Source organism: Enterobacter sp. AN-K1 (assembly GCF_020971765.1).
GTDB classification, from domain to species: Bacteria; Pseudomonadota; Gammaproteobacteria; order Enterobacterales; family Enterobacteriaceae; genus Enterobacter; species Enterobacter hormaechei_C.
The window spans coordinates 1737206-1753340 of the sequence record NZ_CP087390.1 but is presented as its reverse complement, the minus strand read 5'-3'; the positions used below and the strand labels follow the sequence as shown (position 1 = coordinate 1753340).

Genomic DNA, 16135 nt, shown 5'->3' with positions numbered 1-16135 from the left:
ACTGGTCTCTTACTTCTCGTTCAGACCGAGTTTTTTCTCCAGGTAGTGGATGTTAGTCCCACCATTCTGGAAGTGCTCGTCGCTCATAATGCGCATCTGGAGATCAACGTTGGTTTTGATCCCGTCGATGATCAGCTCCTGAAGGGCGTTCTTCATGCGGGCAATGGCCACGTCACGGTTTTCGCCGTAGCAGATCAGCTTACCGATCATTGAGTCATAATACGGCGGTACGGTGTAACCGGCGTAGATATGGGACTCCCAGCGCACACCAAAGCCACCCGGCGCGTGGAAACGCGTGATTTTACCCGGGCTTGGCAGGAAGGTATTCGGGTCTTCGGCGTTGATACGGCACTCTACCGCATGGCCTTTAACCACAACTTCTTCCTGTTTGATGGACAGCGGCTGACCGGCTGCGATACGCAGCTGTTCTTTGATCAGGTCTACGCCGGTGATCATTTCGGTAACCGGGTGTTCAACCTGAATACGGGTGTTCATCTCAATGAAGTAGAACTCGCCGTTTTCGAACAGGAACTCAAAGGTACCCGCCCCGCGATAGCCGATATCGACACACGCTTTGGCGCAACGCTCACCGATGTAGCGACGCAGTTCAGGCGTAATGCCCGGCGCTGGCGCTTCTTCGACCACTTTCTGGTGACGACGCTGCATGGAGCAGTCACGTTCTGCCAGATAGATCGCGTTGCCCTGACCGTCAGCCAGCACCTGAATTTCGATGTGGCGTGGGTTTTCCAGGTATTTTTCCATGTACACCATGTCATTACTGAAAGCCGCTTTCGCTTCCGCTTTGGTCATGGAGATGGACTGCGCCAGTTCAGCATCGCTGCGTACAACGCGCATACCGCGACCGCCGCCGCCGCCGGACGCTTTGATGATCACCGGATAGCCAATGCGTTTAGCATGGGCGCGATTAGCATCCATATCGTCGGTCAGCGGGCCGTCAGAGCCCGGTACGGTTGGCACGCCGGCTTTTTTCATCGCGGTGATGGCAGACACTTTGTCACCCATCAGGCGAATGGTGTCGGCTTTCGGGCCAATGAAGATAAAGCCAGAGCGTTCAACCTGCTCAGCAAAGTTGGCGTTCTCAGAGAGGAAACCATAACCCGGGTGAATCGCGACCGCGCCAGTGATTTCGGCGGCGCTGATGATCGCCGGGATGTTCAGATAGCTTTTTACGGACGGAGCCGGACCGATACAGACCGTCTCATCCGCCAGCAATACGTGTTTTAAATCGCGATCCGCGCTTGAGTGCACGGCCACGGTCTTGATGCCCAGTTCTTTACAGGCACGAAGAATACGCAGTGCAATCTCGCCACGGTTGGCGATAACAATTTTATCCAGCATGTTCGCCTCGTTACTCGATGACGACCAGCGGCTCGTCAAATTCTACCGGCTGACCACTTTCGACCAGGATCGCTTTCACAGTACCTGATTTGTCTGCTTCGATCTGGTTCATCATTTTCATGGCTTCAACGATGCACAGGGTATCGCCTACGTTGACTTTCTGACCCACTTCGATGAACGCCTTCGCGTCCGGGCTCGGGGTGCGGTAGAAAGTACCAACCATTGGGGAACGTACGATGTGACCACTGATTTCTGTTGCAGCCGCAGGTGCCGCTTCTGCTGCCACTGGTGCAACGGCTGCGGAGAGCGCAGGCTGCTGCACTGGCGCAGCGTAAGCTTGCTGCATTACCGGGAAGCTAGCGGCCGGGGCTGCACGGCTGATGCGTACAGACTCTTCGCCTTCAGAAATTTCCAGTTCGGAGATGCCTGATTCTTCAACCAGCTCGATCAGTTTTTTAATCTTACGAATATCCATGAGTGGGTTCCGTACTCTTGTTTAGTGTGATTGTGACAAGCGTTTTACCGCTGTCTGTAAAGCGTATGAATAGCCGTCTGCACCCAGCCCACAAATCACGCCAGCGGCGATATCTGACAGGTAGGAATGGTGGCGGAACGGCTCTCGGGCGTGCACGTTACTCAGGTGGATCTCGATAAACGGGATACTCACCGCGAGCAGTGCGTCGCGTATAGCAACACTGGTGTGCGTAAACGCGGCCGGATTGATCAGGATATAGTCCACAGTGTCTTTAGCCTGATGAATACGGTCGATGATTGCGTACTCCGCGTTTGACTGAAAATGGTCCAAATCCACATTCAGCGGGGCTGCTTCCGTACTCAGACGGTTAACAATTTCGCTCAATGTCAGCGTGCCGTACTTCTCTGGCTCACGGGTGCCGAGCATGTTCAGGTTCGGACCGTTCAATACTAAAATTTGGAATTTGTCAGCCATTGTGCCGCTATCTCCTGCGATTTTCGGGTAAAAAACAACATATACCCTCAAAGCGCAATTGTCACCCTTTCAGAGGCCTAAAACCCCTGTCCGGAAAACCGAAGTCGCACATTATAACGATTTCGTAGCATTTGGCAGCTAAATACTGGTCTTATCAGGGAAGATTATCAACCGCTATCCGAAAAAGATTCGCGGTTGATAAATAATCTGCGGGAAAACGCACAGTTTCGTGAACTATCGCAACCACTGGCGGAACTTCTTGTAACGCCACGCTAAAAGGGCCAGGGCCAGCAGGGCGTAGATGACCGGCTGAGGGGATAAAATCTTCACCGACCACAGGTAATGAATCGGGGCGAGGATCGCGACAAGATAGACGAAGTTGTGCAGCAGTTGCCAGCGTCGACCCAGTTTTCGCTGTGCATACTGCGTGGATGTCAGCGTCAGCGCCAGTAAAACCAGCCAGCTTACGATACCCAGCGTCAGATAGGGACGCGTCACCAGTTCGCTGCCAAGGAGTGCCAGGTTGTTAATGCCCAGTTCCAGCAGGGCGTAGCTGGTGAGATGCAGCGTCGCCCAGGCAAAACACCATAGCCCTAAAAGCCGACGGGTGCGTATCAATAATGGCTGTTTAGCGTAGCGCGCCAGCGGTGAGACGAGCAAGGTCGCCAGCAAAAATTTCAGAGCCATCCGACCCGTAAAATGCTGAATATCTTTCGCCGGATCGGCACTGAACTGTCCCTGGCTGGCTGCCCAGAAGAGCCAGATAAAGGGGAGCAATCCTGCTAAATGCAGGAGTACCTTCAGCCAGGTTATCTGCTTTGCCGTTAAACGCACTTAGAAGTTCTCCCGTAAATTCAGCCCACGGTAGAGGGATGCCACCTCATCCGCATAGCCGTTAAACAGCAGCGTTGGCTGGCGTTTAACATCCAGCGCGCCGCCGGAGCCGATAAAACGTTCCGTCGCCTGCGACCAGCGCGGATGGTCAACGTGCGGGTTAACGTTGGCAAAAAAACCATACTCGTCAGGCGCTGCCAGGTTCCAGGTGGTGGGGGGGCGTTCACGGGTGAGCTTAATGCTGACGATCGATTTGATGCCCTTGAAACCGTATTTCCACGGTACGGTCAGGCGAATGGGCGCCCCGTTTTGCGGCGGCAGCGCTTTGCCGTAAACCCCGACGGTGAGCAGCGTAAGCGGATGCATGGCTTCGTCGAGACGTAAACCTTCAACGTAGGGATACTCCAGCCCGCCGCCGATAAACCGATCCTTCTGGCCTGGCATCTCGTCCGGAGCATAGCGCGTCTGGAAGGAAACATACTTCGCGTTGCTGGTGGGCTCAACCAGCGCCAGCAGTTTGTGCAAAGGGAAACCTACCCACGGCACCACCATCGACCAGGCTTCCACACAGCGCATACGGTAAATGCGTTCTTCAAGGGGGAAGCGGGTGGTGAGGTCATGATGATCAAGCGTCAGCGGTTTTGCCACCTCGCCATCTATCTTCAGCGTCCAGGGATCGGTTTTCATGCTCCCGGCGTTGGCGGCAGGATCGGCCTTATCAAGACCAAACTCATAGAAGTTGTTATAGCCGGTGACTTTGTCTTCCGGCGTTAGCGTCAGTTTATTCTGCCACTGCGCCGGTTTCGTGAAGTTAAGCGGTGCGCCGGAGGGGGCTTTCGGGCGATCGTTGCCCTTAAACCAGTCGAGTAGATCGGCATGAGCCGCAGGGGTGAGCGTCAGGGCGGTGGCGCTGATGCCAAGCATTTTCAGGATCTGGCGGCGCTGTAGCATAAAGACAGATTCAGACGTTACGTCGGCTTCCGTCAGTTTTCGGGTTTTCATGGCATCCTCCGTCAGGCGTTTTTCTAAGCATGACGGAGGAGGAGGGTTAGCGCGAATATGTCACGAAAATTTGAAGATTAGGCGATTTTAACCAGCGCACGACCGTGGAACTGGTTGTCCATGATTTTACTGGCGAACTCTGGCGCCTGGCTCAGGGTAATCTCAGTGGCGCTCTGCTCATAGAATGAGGCTGGCAGATCCTGCACCAGACGTTCCCAGGCCTCAGCCCGCCGCTCGGCTGGGGCCATGACCGAATCGACACCCTGAAGACGCACGTTACGCAGAATAAATGGCATCACCGTCGTCGGCAGGGCAAAACCACCCGCCAGACCACAGGCCGCCACGCAGCCGCCGTAATTCATTTGCGCCAGCACCTTCGCCAGCACTTTGTCGCCGACGGTATCTACTGCGCCAGCCCAGACCTGTTTTTCCAGCGGGCGGGTCTCGGCGAATTCGTCGCGGCTCAGAATGCGGCTTGCGCCCAGCTGACGTAGATAATCATGCGTACTTTCGCGGCCAGAGACGGCGGCGACCTGATACCCCAGCTTGTGCAGCAGCGTGACGGCCGTGCTGCCCACGCCGCCGCTGGCGCCGGTGACGACAATTTCGCCCGACTCAGGACGGATCCCGGCCTCTTCCAGGGCCATCACGCACAGCATGGCGGTGAAACCTGCCGTGCCGATGATCATCGCCTTACGACCGTCCAGGCCTTTCGGCATCGGGACCAGCCAGTCACCTTTTACGCGCGCCTGCGCTGCCAGTCCGCCCCAGTGGTTTTCACCTACGCCCCAGCCGGTGAGCAGCACCTGCTGTCCGGCGTGAAAACGTGGATCTTCACTGGTATGTACGCGGCCTGCAAAGTCGATTCCTGGCACCATCGGGAAATTTCGGATGATTTTACCTTTTCCCGTAATGGCCAGCGCATCCTTATAGTTCAGGCTGGACCAGTCGATATCTACGGTCACGTCGCCCTCCGGCAGGCGGCTCTCCTCGATGGCTTGCACTGAGGCAACGGTTTTGCCGTCCTGCTGTTCTAAGATCAAAGCCTGCATACTGGGTCCTCACTAGGTTTGATGATGGGAAAATATGTTCTGATGACTATACTCGCTCAATGAAACGCAGTGCCGATTTAACGCAATAAATTGCCAGATACGCCAGGTTTGGTAGTATGCCGCATTTGAAATGCAAGTTAGTGCTCACTTGCACCCCCTTCAACCCACGGAGCAATCTCAAGGATGCGATTAACGACGAAGTTCTCAGCTTTTATCACCTTGCTGACGGGGCTGACCATATTTGTCACGCTAATCGGCTGCTCGCTGAGCTTTTACAATGCCATCCAGGATAAGCTGGTTAACCGGGTTGAATCGGTTGCATCGGTTATCGACACTCGCCTGATTGCAACCTCCTTCCCGGCGCTTTCGCGTGAGCTGGATGAGTTAATGGTGCCTGTGGATATCGTGCAGATCGACATTAAACAGGGGAAGCAGACCGTTTTCAGCCATACCCGCCAGGGCAGCTATCGTCCTGCCGGCACGGTAGATCAGTATCGGGACGTCACGGTTAATTCACTTAAACATCCGGGTATGACAATTCATCTAATGTACCAGGATCCGATGAGCAACTATTTACGCTCGCTTATGACCACCGCGCCCTTAACCATCGCCGTTGCCTTTATCGTACTGCTGATTTTCCTCGCCGTTCGCTGGCAGCGTCGTCAACTTTCCGGCCAGGAGCTGCTGGAAACACGCTCCGTGCGGATACTGAATGGCGAACGGGGTCCACAGGTGCGGGGATCGGTTTATGAATGGCCATCACGCACCAGTAGCGCCCTGGACGTGTTGCTCTCCGAAATCCAGTTTGCCAGCGATCAGCGTAGCCGTATGGACACGTTGATTCGCTCTTACGCCGCGCAGGATAACAAAACGGGCCTCAACAACCGTCTCTTCTTTGATAATCAGCTGGCTACGCTTCTTGATGACCCCGAAAAGGTGGGTACGCATGGCGTGGTAATGATGATTCGCCTGCCCGACTTCGATCTGCTCCGTGATACCTGGGGTCAGCGCGTGGCGGAAGAGAACCTCTTTACGCTGATTAACCTGCTGTCCACCTTTATTATGCGCTACCCCGGCGCGTTACTGGCACGCTACCACCGCAGCGATTTTGCCGTCTTGCTGCCGCATCGCACCTTAAAAGAGTCCGAGAGTATCGCCAGCCAGCTGCTGAAAGCCGTCGATGCGCTGCCCCAGAGCAAAATGCTCGACAGAGACGATATGGTGCATATGGGCATCTGTGCCTGGCGCGGCGGTCAGTCGACGGAGCAGGTGATGGAACATGCGGAAGCGGCCACGCGTAACGCCGTATTGCAGGGGGCGAACGGCTGGGCAGTCTATGATGATACGCTGCCGGAGAAAGGGCGTGGCAACGTGCGCTGGCGAACCCTGATTGAACAGATGCTGAGCCGGGGCGGACCGCGCATCTATCAAAAACCGGCGGTCATGAAGAATGGTCATGTTCATCATCGTGAGCTGATGTGCCGTATTTTTGATGGCACTGAAGAGGTTATCTCCGCGGAATATCTGCCCATGGTGTTGCAATTCGGATTGTCCGAAGAGTATGACCGTCAGCAAATCACCCGTCTCATTCCGTTTTTATCGTACTGGCCTGAAGAAAATCTGGCTTTACAGGTGACCGTCGAATCGCTGATCCGTCCGCGTTTCCAGCGCTGGTTACGTGACACGTTAATGCAATGCGAAAAATCGCAACGCAAACGCATTATTTTTGAACTTGCAGAGGCAGATGTAGGTCAACACATCAGCCGGTTGCGCCCGGTAGTGCGTTTAATCAATGCGCTTGGGGCTCGCGTGGCGGTAACCCAGGCGGGTTTGACGCTGGTGAGCACCCGCTGGATCAAAGAGCTGGATGTTGAATTATTGAAGCTGCATCCGGGTCTGGTAAGGAATATTGAAAAACGCACGGAAAACCAGCTGCTGGTACAAAGCCTGGTGGAAGCGTGCAAAGGAACGCAAACGCAAGTATTTGCCACAGGCGTACGTTCACGTAGTGAATGGCAGATGTTGACAGAGCGCGGCGTGACGGGCGGTCAGGGGGATTTTTTTGCCGCCTCTCAGCCGCTTGACACCAATGTGAAAAAATATTTGCAAAGATACTCTGTTTGACCTGCCGTTTACTTTGTTTTCACGTAGAATATCGCGCCTGTAGCTTTGAGTAAGACGAGCATAAAAGCCAGTGAACGACCTTTAGTGGGTTACAAGTGAAAGTGAGGGACGCTGCTGTTTACTCAGCCCTGAGGGATTCAGGGGATGAATTTGTAACAAAGGAAACGTGCTGCACTAATTTTCACCGTAGCAGACGATTTTTGCGCCTTGTCGCTGCTGCGTGTGGTTGGTAAAGTAAGCGGATTTTGTTTTCCGCCCCAGCTTTCAGGATTATCCCTTAGTATGTTGAAAAAATTTCGTGGCATGTTTTCCAATGACCTGTCCATTGACCTGGGTACCGCGAATACCCTTATTTATGTAAAAGGACAAGGCATCGTATTGAATGAGCCTTCCGTTGTGGCCATTCGTCAGGATCGTGCCGGCTCGCCAAAAAGCGTGGCCGCAGTAGGTCATGATGCGAAGCAGATGCTGGGCCGTACGCCGGGCAACATCGCCGCGATCCGCCCTATGAAAGACGGCGTTATTGCTGACTTCTTCGTGACCGAAAAAATGCTTCAGCACTTCATCAAGCAGGTTCACAGCAACAGCTTCATGCGCCCAAGCCCGCGCGTGCTGGTGTGTGTGCCGGTTGGCGCAACCCAGGTTGAACGCCGTGCGATCCGTGAATCCGCTCAGGGTGCCGGTGCGCGTGAAGTGTTCCTGATTGAAGAACCGATGGCTGCGGCAATTGGTGCGGGTCTGCCGGTTTCTGAGGCTACCGGTTCTATGGTGGTGGATATCGGTGGCGGTACCACTGAAGTGGCCGTCATCTCCCTGAACGGCGTAGTGTACTCCTCCTCCGTACGTATCGGCGGCGACCGTTTCGACGAAGCCATCATCAACTACGTTCGCCGTAACTACGGCTCTCTGATCGGTGAAGCGACCGCAGAGCGCATCAAGCACGAAATCGGTTCTGCCTATCCGGGTGATGAAGTTCGCGAGATCGAAGTTCGCGGTCGTAACCTGGCGGAAGGCGTGCCACGCGGATTCACCCTGAACTCCAACGAAATCCTGGAAGCGTTGCAGGAGCCGCTGACCGGCATCGTGAGCGCGGTGATGGTTGCGCTGGAACAGTGCCCGCCAGAGCTGGCCTCCGATATCTCCGAGCGCGGTATGGTACTGACCGGTGGTGGTGCGCTGCTGCGTAACCTCGACCGCCTGTTAATGGAAGAGACAGGTATTCCTGTCGTAGTTGCAGAAGATCCACTGACTTGCGTCGCCCGTGGTGGTGGCAAGGCGCTGGAAATGATCGACATGCACGGCGGCGACTTGTTTAGCGAAGAGTAGTCGGGTGTGAGAGGGTAGCAATTTGCTACCCTTTCTCTCTGACGCGAGAATACGCATAGCCTATGAAGCCAATTTTTAGCCGTGGCCCGTCGCTACAGTTTCGCCTGATCCTGGCGGTTCTGGTTGCGCTCGGGGTCATTATTGCCGATAGCCGCCTCGGTACGTTCAGTCAGATCCGAACGTACATGGATACCGCCGTCAGTCCTTTCTACTTTATTTCAAATGGTCCCCGTGAACTGCTCGACTCCGTGTCGCAAACGCTCTCATCGCGTGACCAGCTCGAACTCGAAAACCGTGCGTTACGCCAGGAACTGCTGCTGAAAAATAGCGAGCTGCTGATGCTGGGGCAATATAAGCAGGAAAACGCCCGTCTGCGCGAACTGCTTGGCTCGCCGCTGCGCCAGGATGAACAGAAAATGGTCACCCAGGTGATCTCCACCGTAAACGATCCGTACAGCGATCAGGTGGTGATTGATAAAGGCAGCGTGAACGGCGTATACGAAGGTCAGCCTGTCATCAGCGATAAGGGCGTCGTGGGCCAGGTTGTGGCGGTTGCCAAACTGACCAGCCGCGTGTTGCTGATTTGCGATGCCACCCATGCACTGCCGATTCAGGTGCTGCGTAACGATATTCGCGTGATTGCCGCCGGTAATGGCTGCACGGACGATCTGCAACTGGAACACCTGCCTGCCAACACGGATATCCGCGTGGGCGACGTGCTGGTGACGTCCGGTCTGGGCGGTCGTTTCCCTGAGGGCTACCCGGTTGCGGTTGTCTCTTCCGTGAAGCTCGACACTCAGCGTGCCTACACCGTGATTCAGGCGCGTCCAACGGCCGGCTTGCAGCGTTTGCGCTACCTGTTGCTGCTGTGGGGCGCCGATCGTAACGGCGCTAACCCGATGACACCGGAAGATGTGCATCGCGTGGCCAACGAACGCCTGATGCAGATGATGCCGCAGGTGCTGCCTGCGCCGGATGCGATGGGTCCACCTGCACCCGTACCGGCTCCGGCGACGGGGTTAACGCAGCCGCTGCCGGATGCACCCCCACCGCCGCAAGTCTCGGGTGGAGGGCAGTAGTGGCCAGTTATCGTAGCCAGGGGCGCTGGGTAATCTGGCTCTCATTCCTCGTTGCACTGTTGCTGCAAATTATGCCCTGGCCGGACGACATTCTTGTTTTCCGGCCAAACTGGGTATTGCTCATTTTGCTCTACTGGATCCTTGCCCTGCCGCACCGCGTAAATGTCGGCACAGGTTTTGTGATGGGTGCCATACTGGATCTTATCAGTGGCTCTACGCTTGGCGTCCGCGCCTTATCCATGAGCATTATTGCGTATCTCGTCGCACTCAAATTCCAGCTCTTTCGTAACCTTGCGCTCTGGCAACAGGCGCTGGTAGTGATGTTGTTGTCGCTCGCTGCGGATATCGTTGTTTTCTGGGCAGAGTTTTTAGTGATCAACGTCTCTTTCCGACCGGAAGTGTTCTGGAGTAGTGTAGTAAACGGTGTGCTCTGGCCGTGGCTGTTCCTGCTGATGCGTAAAATTCGCCAGCAGTTTGCCGTGCAATAAAAGGTTTCTATGACGTCTTTGTATCTTGCCTCCGGTTCTCCGCGTCGCCAGGAACTGCTCGCGCAGTTGGGTGTCTCCTTCGAACGCATCGTTACCGGTATCGAAGAAAAACGTGCTGAGGGTGAAAGCGCTCAGCAGTATGTCTCTCGTCTGGCGCGTGAAAAAGCGCAGGCGGGCGTGGCATGCGTGCCGCGTGACTTACCGGTGCTGGGTGCGGATACCATCGTTATTCTCAATGGTGAGGTGCTTGAGAAACCCCGCGACGCAGACCATGCGGCGCGGATGCTGCGTAATATGTCCGGACAAACCCATCAGGTGATGACGGCGGTAGCGCTGGCAGATAGCCAGTACGTTCTGGATTGCCTTGTGGTAACGGAAGTGACGTTCAGAGTCCTCACCGACGAGGAGATCGCCGGCTATATCGCCAGCGGTGAACCTATGGATAAAGCAGGTGCATACGGTATTCAAGGGTTGGGTGGCTGTTTTGTCAGGAAGATAAATGGCAGCTATCACGCCGTAGTCGGCTTACCGCTGGTGGAAACGTATGAGTTGCTGAGCAATTTTAACTCACTGCGTGAGGGAAGGGATAATTATGACGGCTGAATTGTTGGTAAACGTAACGCCATCGGAAACCCGTGTGGCCTACATTGATGGTGGCATTCTCCAGGAAATTCATATTGAGCGTGAAGCGCGACGCGGAATCGTAGGCAATATCTACAAAGGTCGTGTCAGTCGTGTCCTGCCGGGTATGCAGGCGGCTTTTGTAGATATTGGGCTCGATAAGGCGGCGTTTTTACATGCCTCCGATATCATGCCGCACACCGAATGTGTGGCAGGCGAAGAGCAAAAGCAATTTGCCGTGCGCGACATCTCTGAGCTGGTGCGTCAGGGCCAGGATCTGATGGTGCAGGTGGTAAAAGATCCGCTTGGCACCAAAGGCGCGCGTCTGACCACCGACATCACCCTGCCTTCACGCTATCTGGTCTTTATGCCGGGGGCGTCGCACGTCGGCGTGTCACAGCGTATTGAGAGCGAAAGCGAGCGTGAGCGCCTGAAAAAAGTGGTCAGCGCCTACTGCGACGAGCAGGGCGGGTTTATTATCCGTACCGCGGCGGAAGGGATCAGCGAAGAAGATCTGGCCTCGGATGCGGCCTATCTGAAGCGCGTCTGGACCAAAGTGATGGAGCGTAAAAAACGCAACCAGACCCGCTACCGGCTGTACGGTGAGCTGGCGCTCGCTCAGCGCGTATTACGTGATTTCGCCGACGCCCAGCTTGACCGCATCCGCGTGGACTCCCGTCTGACGTACGAAGCCTTACTGGAGTTCACCGCCGAGTACATCCCGGAAATGCCGGGGCTGCTGGAGCATTACACCGGACGTCAGCCGATATTTGACCTTTATGACGTTGAAAACGAAATCCAGCGTGCGCTGGAGCGTAAGGTTGAGCTGAAATCGGGTGGCTATCTGATCATCGATCAAACCGAAGCGATGACCACCGTCGACATCAACACCGGCGCGTTTGTCGGCCATCGCAACCTCGATGACACCATCTTCAACACCAACATAGAAGCGACGCAGGCCATCGCGCGCCAGCTTCGCCTGCGTAATCTCGGCGGCATTATCATCATCGACTTTATCGATATGAACAATGAAGATCACCGCCGTCGCGTGCTGCACTCCCTGGAGCAGGCGCTGAGTAAGGACCGCGTGAAAACCAGCATCAATGGCTTCTCGCAGCTCGGTCTGGTGGAAATGACCCGGAAACGGACCCGCGAAAGCGTGGAACATGTCCTGTGTAATGAGTGTCCAACCTGCCATGGACGCGGAACGGTAAAGACGGTGGAGACGGTCTGCTACGAGATCATGCGTGAGATTGTCCGTGTCCATCATGCCTACGACTCAGACCGTTTTCTGGTCTATGCTTCCCCTGCGGTGGCGGAGGCCCTGAAAGGGGAAGAGTCGCACGCGCTGGCAGAAGTGGAAATCTTTGTCGGCAAACAGGTAAAAGTACAAATTGAGCCGCTCTATAACCAGGAGCAGTTTGACGTCGTCATGATGTAAACGCAGTTCGCTGCGAGATTTAAGGCTGACAAGGAGAGACGCGTGAGGCGATTGCCGGGGATTTTACTGCTTACAGGGGCAACGCTGGTCGTGATTGTCGCGTTGCTCGTGAGCGGGCTGCGTCTCGCCTTGCCGCATCTGGACAGCTGGCGTCCGCAGATCCTGGCAAAAATCGAATCCGCCACCGGCCTGCCGGTGGACGTGAGTCATATCGAGGCAAGCTGGCAGAACTTTGGCCCGACGCTTGATGCGCGGGATATCAGCGCCAGCCTGAAAGATGGCGGCCACCTCAAAATCAAACGCGTCACCCTGGCGCTGGATGTCTGGCAAAGCCTGCTGCATTTGCGCTGGCAGTTTCGCGATCTCACCTTCTGGCAACTTCAACTGATGACTAACACGCCGCTGCAAAGCGGCGACAGCGATCGGGGGCTGGAAACCAGCCGTATCAGCGATCTGTTCCTGCGGCAGTTCGATCATTTCGATCTGCGCGACAGCGAAGTGAGCTTTATTACTCTTTCCGGCCAGCGCGCTGAGCTGGCGATCCCACAGCTGACCTGGTTAAACGGGAAAGATCGCCACCGCGCCGAGGGGCAGGTGAATCTCTCCAGCCTGAACGGGCAGCACGGCGTTATGCAGGTGCGGATGGATCTGCGTGACGACAATGGCTTGCTGAACAACGGCAGGGTGTGGCTACAGGCGGACGACGTGGACGTGAAGCCGTGGCTCGGTGAGTGGCTACAGCAGAACATGCAGCTGGAGACCGCGCGCTTCAGCCTGGAAGGCTGGATGACCCTGACGAACGGGACGTTCGCCAGCGGCGATATCTGGCTTAAGCAGGGGGGCGCGAGCTGGAAAGGGGAAAACCATCAGCATCAACTTTCCGTCGATAACCTCACCGCACACGTGACGCAGGATAAAGGCGGCTGGCAGTTCGCTATACCGGATACGCGCATCTCCATGGATAACAAACCCTGGCCGCGCGGCGCGCTGACGCTGGCGTGGATGCCGGAGCAGGACGTCGGCGGGATAAACGGTAAACGCAGCGACGAGCTGCGTATCCGCGCCAGTAACCTGGATCTGACGGCGATCGAAGGGCTGCGTTCAATGGCCGCAAAACTCTCCCCGGAGCTGGGCGAAATCTGGCTGGCGACGCAGCCGAGCGGGCAGATAAACCGGCTGGCGCTGGATATTCCGCTCCAGGCTACGGAAAAGACGCGTTTTCAGGCGGCATGGAAAAATCTCGCATGGAAACAGTGGAAACTGCTGCCGGGTGCCGAGCACTTCAGCGGTAAACTGGAAGGAAGCGTGGAAAACGGCAGGCTGACGGCAGAAATGCAGGACGCGAAAATGCCGTACGAAACGGTCTTCCGTGCGCCACTGGAGATCGAAAAGGGAAATGCCACCCTCAACTGGCTGAAGAATGACAAAGGTTTTCAGCTCGATGGCCGCGATATCGATGTGAAAGCCAAAGCGGTACATGCCCGCGGTAATTTCCGTTATCTACAGCCTGAAGGCGATGAGCCGTGGTTGGGTATTCTGGCGGGCATCAGCACGGATGACGGTTCGCAGGCGTGGCGCTACTTCCCGGAAAACCTGATGGGGAAAGCGTTGGTGGACTATCTCAGCGGCGCTATTCAGGGCGGCCAGGCGGATAACGCCACGCTGGTCTACGGCGGCAACCCGCACCTGTTCCCGTATAAGCACAACGAAGGCCAGTTCCAGGTTCTGGTGCCTCTACGCAACGCCACCTATGCCTTCCAGCCGGACTGGCCGGCGCTGAAGAATCTGGATATTGAACTCAACTTCCTGAATGACGGCCTGTGGATGAAGACGGACAGCGTTGCGCTGGGCGGCGTAACGGCAAGCAACCTGACGGCAAACATCCCGGATTACTCCAAAGAGAAACTGCTGATTGATGCGGATATTAAGGGGCCAGGTAAAGCGGTTGGCCCGTACTTTGAAGATACGCCGCTGAATGACTCCCTGGCAGCCACCCTTCAGCAGTTGCAGTTAGATGGCGATGTGAATGCTCGCTTACATCTGGATATCCCGCTGGACGGTGAAATGACCACCGCCAAAGGCGACGTTAGCCTTAATAACAACAGCCTCTATATCAAGCCGCTGGACAGCACGCTGAAAAACCTCAGCGGTCAGTTCAGCTTTGTTAACGGCACGCTGAAAAGTGAGCCGCTGAAAGCGACCTGGTTCAATCAACCCGTCAATATCGATTTCTCCACCACCGAGGGCGATAAAGCCTACCAGGTGGCGGTCAATATGGACGCGAACTGGCAGCCGTCACGCATGGATGTTCTGCCGAAGCCGATTGAGAATGCGGTGGACGGCGGGGTGTCATGGAATGGCAAGGTCGCCATCGACCTGCCTTATCATGCCGGTGCGCGCTATAACGTCGACATTACGGGCGATCTGAAAAACCTCAGCAGCCAACTTCCCACGCCGCTGAATAAGAAAAGCGGTGAAGCATTGCCCGTCAATGTTAAGGTTGCGGGCAACCTTAACAGCTTCGATTTAACCGGAAACGCTGGTGGAACAAACCACTTCAACAGCCGCTGGCTGCTTAACCGCAAGCTGACGCTGGACAGAGCGATCTGGACGACGGACAGCCGTACCACGCCGCCGCTGCCGGAGCAGGCGGGCGTTGAACTGAATCTCCCGCCGATGGATGGCGCAGAGTGGCTGGCACTGTTCCAGAAAGGTGTCGGGCAAAACGTCGACCAAACGGCGCAGTTCCCGCAGTCCATTACCTTGCGCACGCCTGCGCTGACGCTGGGCGGGCAGCAGTGGAACAACCTGAGTATTGTCTCCCGGCCGACGGTAAACGGCTCAAAGGTCGAGGCGCAGGGGCGTGAGATCAACGGTTCGTTGACCATGCGCGATCACGCGCCATGGCAGGCGGCTATCCGTTATCTCTATTACAATCCGACCTTTACGGCGTCTAAAGCAGAGTCGACAAGCACTTCTCCTGTCAGTGGCAGTGGGACGTCGCGCGTGGATTTCAGCGGCTGGCCCGATCTCCAGTTGCGCTGTGCGGAGTGCTGGCTGTGGGGGCAAAAATATGGCCGTATCGACGGTGATTTTGCTATTCAGGGCAATACGCTGAGCCTCTCTGGCGGGCTGGTGGATACCGGCTTTGGCCGCATGACTGCCGCTGGCGAATGGGTGAACAAACCGGGTGAACAGCGCACCTCGCTGAAGGGCGATATTAAAGGCAACAAGCTGGACGCCGCGGCTAACTTCTTCGGCATTAGCACGCCGCTTCGCGGATCGTCCTTCGATGTGAATTACGATCTGCACTGGCGCGCAGCGCCGTGGACACCCGATGAAGCTTCGCTTAACGGCATCCTGAAAACCCACTTCGGTAAGGGGGAGATTGCCGATGTGAGCACGGGGCGCGCCGGGCAGATCCTGCGTCTGCTGAGTTTTGACGCGCTGCTGCGCAAGCTGCGCTTCGACTTTAGCGACACCTTCAGCGAAGGTTTCTACTACGATTCCATTCGCAGCACGGCGTGGATCAAAGACGGCGTTCTGCACACCGACGACACGCTGGTGGACGGCCTGGAAGCGGATATTGCGATGAAAGGGTCAGTGGATCTCGTGCGCCGCGAGCTGGATATGGAAGCCGTGGTGGCGCCGGAGATTTCCGCAAGCGTGGGCGTTGCGGCAGCCTTTGTGGTCAATCCGATCGTCGGGGCGGCGGTGTTTGCGGCCAGTAAAGTGCTGGGACCGCTCTGGAGCAAAGTCTCGATTCTGCGCTATCGCATCACCGGGCCGGTTGATAAACCACAGATTAATGAGGTGCTGCGCCAGCCGCGCAAAGAAGCACAGCAATGATTTGACGTGGG

The 16135-nt window shown here is 56.0% G+C and carries 13 protein-coding genes; 7 read left to right on the top strand and 6 right to left on the bottom strand.

Going from position 1 to position 16135, the window contains the following annotated elements:
* Positions 1-9 precede the first annotated feature (9 nt).
* From accC to LOC22_RS08380, 6 genes are all read right to left on the bottom strand, one after another.
* Positions 10-1359, bottom strand: coding sequence for an acetyl-CoA carboxylase biotin carboxylase subunit (accC, locus tag LOC22_RS08405; protein WP_003860388.1), 1350 nt, complete (start codon positions 1357-1359; stop codon positions 10-12).
* A 10-nt stretch (positions 1360-1369) separates the two neighbouring features.
* Positions 1370-1834 carry an acetyl-CoA carboxylase biotin carboxyl carrier protein gene (accB, locus tag LOC22_RS08400; RefSeq protein WP_015572018.1) on the bottom strand — a complete coding sequence of 155 codons (465 nt, stop codon included), beginning with the start codon at positions 1832-1834 and terminating at the stop codon, positions 1370-1372.
* Between the two features lie 21 nt (positions 1835-1855).
* Positions 1856-2308 (bottom strand): type II 3-dehydroquinate dehydratase, encoded by a 453-nt coding sequence (gene aroQ, locus LOC22_RS08395; RefSeq protein WP_015572017.1) that lies wholly within the window; start codon positions 2306-2308, stop codon positions 1856-1858.
* Positions 2309-2542: 234 nt separating this feature from the next.
* Positions 2543-3142: a protein-methionine-sulfoxide reductase heme-binding subunit MsrQ gene (gene msrQ / locus LOC22_RS08390; protein ID WP_003860393.1), complete on the bottom strand. Its 600-nt coding sequence runs from the start codon at positions 3140-3142 to the stop codon at positions 2543-2545.
* Entirely contained in the window at positions 3143-4144 is a 1002-nt protein-coding gene (gene msrP / locus LOC22_RS08385) for a protein-methionine-sulfoxide reductase catalytic subunit MsrP (RefSeq protein ID WP_032626457.1), read from the bottom strand.
* Positions 4145-4221: 77 nt separating this feature from the next.
* Positions 4222-5196, bottom strand: coding sequence for an MDR family oxidoreductase (locus LOC22_RS08380; protein ID WP_230239485.1), 975 nt, complete (start codon positions 5194-5196; stop codon positions 4222-4224).
* A 183-nt stretch (positions 5197-5379) separates the two neighbouring features.
* On the opposite strand from LOC22_RS08380, the gene csrD reads away from it, so the two are divergent.
* From csrD to yhdP, 7 genes are all read left to right on the top strand, one after another.
* Positions 5380-7320 (top strand): RNase E specificity factor CsrD, encoded by a 1941-nt coding sequence (gene csrD, locus LOC22_RS08375; protein WP_032669091.1) that lies wholly within the window; start codon positions 5380-5382, stop codon positions 7318-7320.
* A 282-nt stretch (positions 7321-7602) separates the two neighbouring features.
* Entirely contained in the window at positions 7603-8646 is a 1044-nt protein-coding gene (gene mreB / locus LOC22_RS08370) for a rod shape-determining protein MreB (protein ID WP_000913396.1), read from the top strand.
* Between the two features lie 62 nt (positions 8647-8708).
* A complete protein-coding gene (gene mreC / locus LOC22_RS08365) occupies positions 8709-9725 on the top strand; it encodes a rod shape-determining protein MreC (RefSeq protein WP_003860400.1) in 1017 nt (338 codons plus the stop codon).
* The gene (gene mreD / locus LOC22_RS08360) at positions 9725-10213 is read left to right on the top strand and encodes a rod shape-determining protein MreD (protein ID WP_003860402.1); all 489 of its coding nucleotides are present in this window, start codon (positions 9725-9727) and stop codon (positions 10211-10213) included. Before mreC ends, mreD begins: the two co-directional genes overlap by 1 nt.
* Positions 10214-10222: 9 nt before the next feature.
* A complete protein-coding gene (locus LOC22_RS08355; RefSeq protein ID WP_003860403.1) occupies positions 10223-10816 on the top strand; it encodes a Maf family protein in 594 nt (197 codons plus the stop codon).
* Entirely contained in the window at positions 10806-12275 is a 1470-nt protein-coding gene (rng, locus tag LOC22_RS08350) for a ribonuclease G (RefSeq protein ID WP_003860405.1), read from the top strand. The genes LOC22_RS08355 and rng overlap by 11 nt, the downstream gene beginning before the upstream one ends.
* 42 nt (positions 12276-12317) lie before the next feature.
* A complete protein-coding gene (gene yhdP / locus LOC22_RS08345) occupies positions 12318-16124 on the top strand; it encodes an AsmA2 domain-containing protein YhdP (RefSeq protein ID WP_230239484.1) in 3807 nt (1268 codons plus the stop codon).
* The last annotated feature ends 11 nt before the right edge of the window (positions 16125-16135 follow it).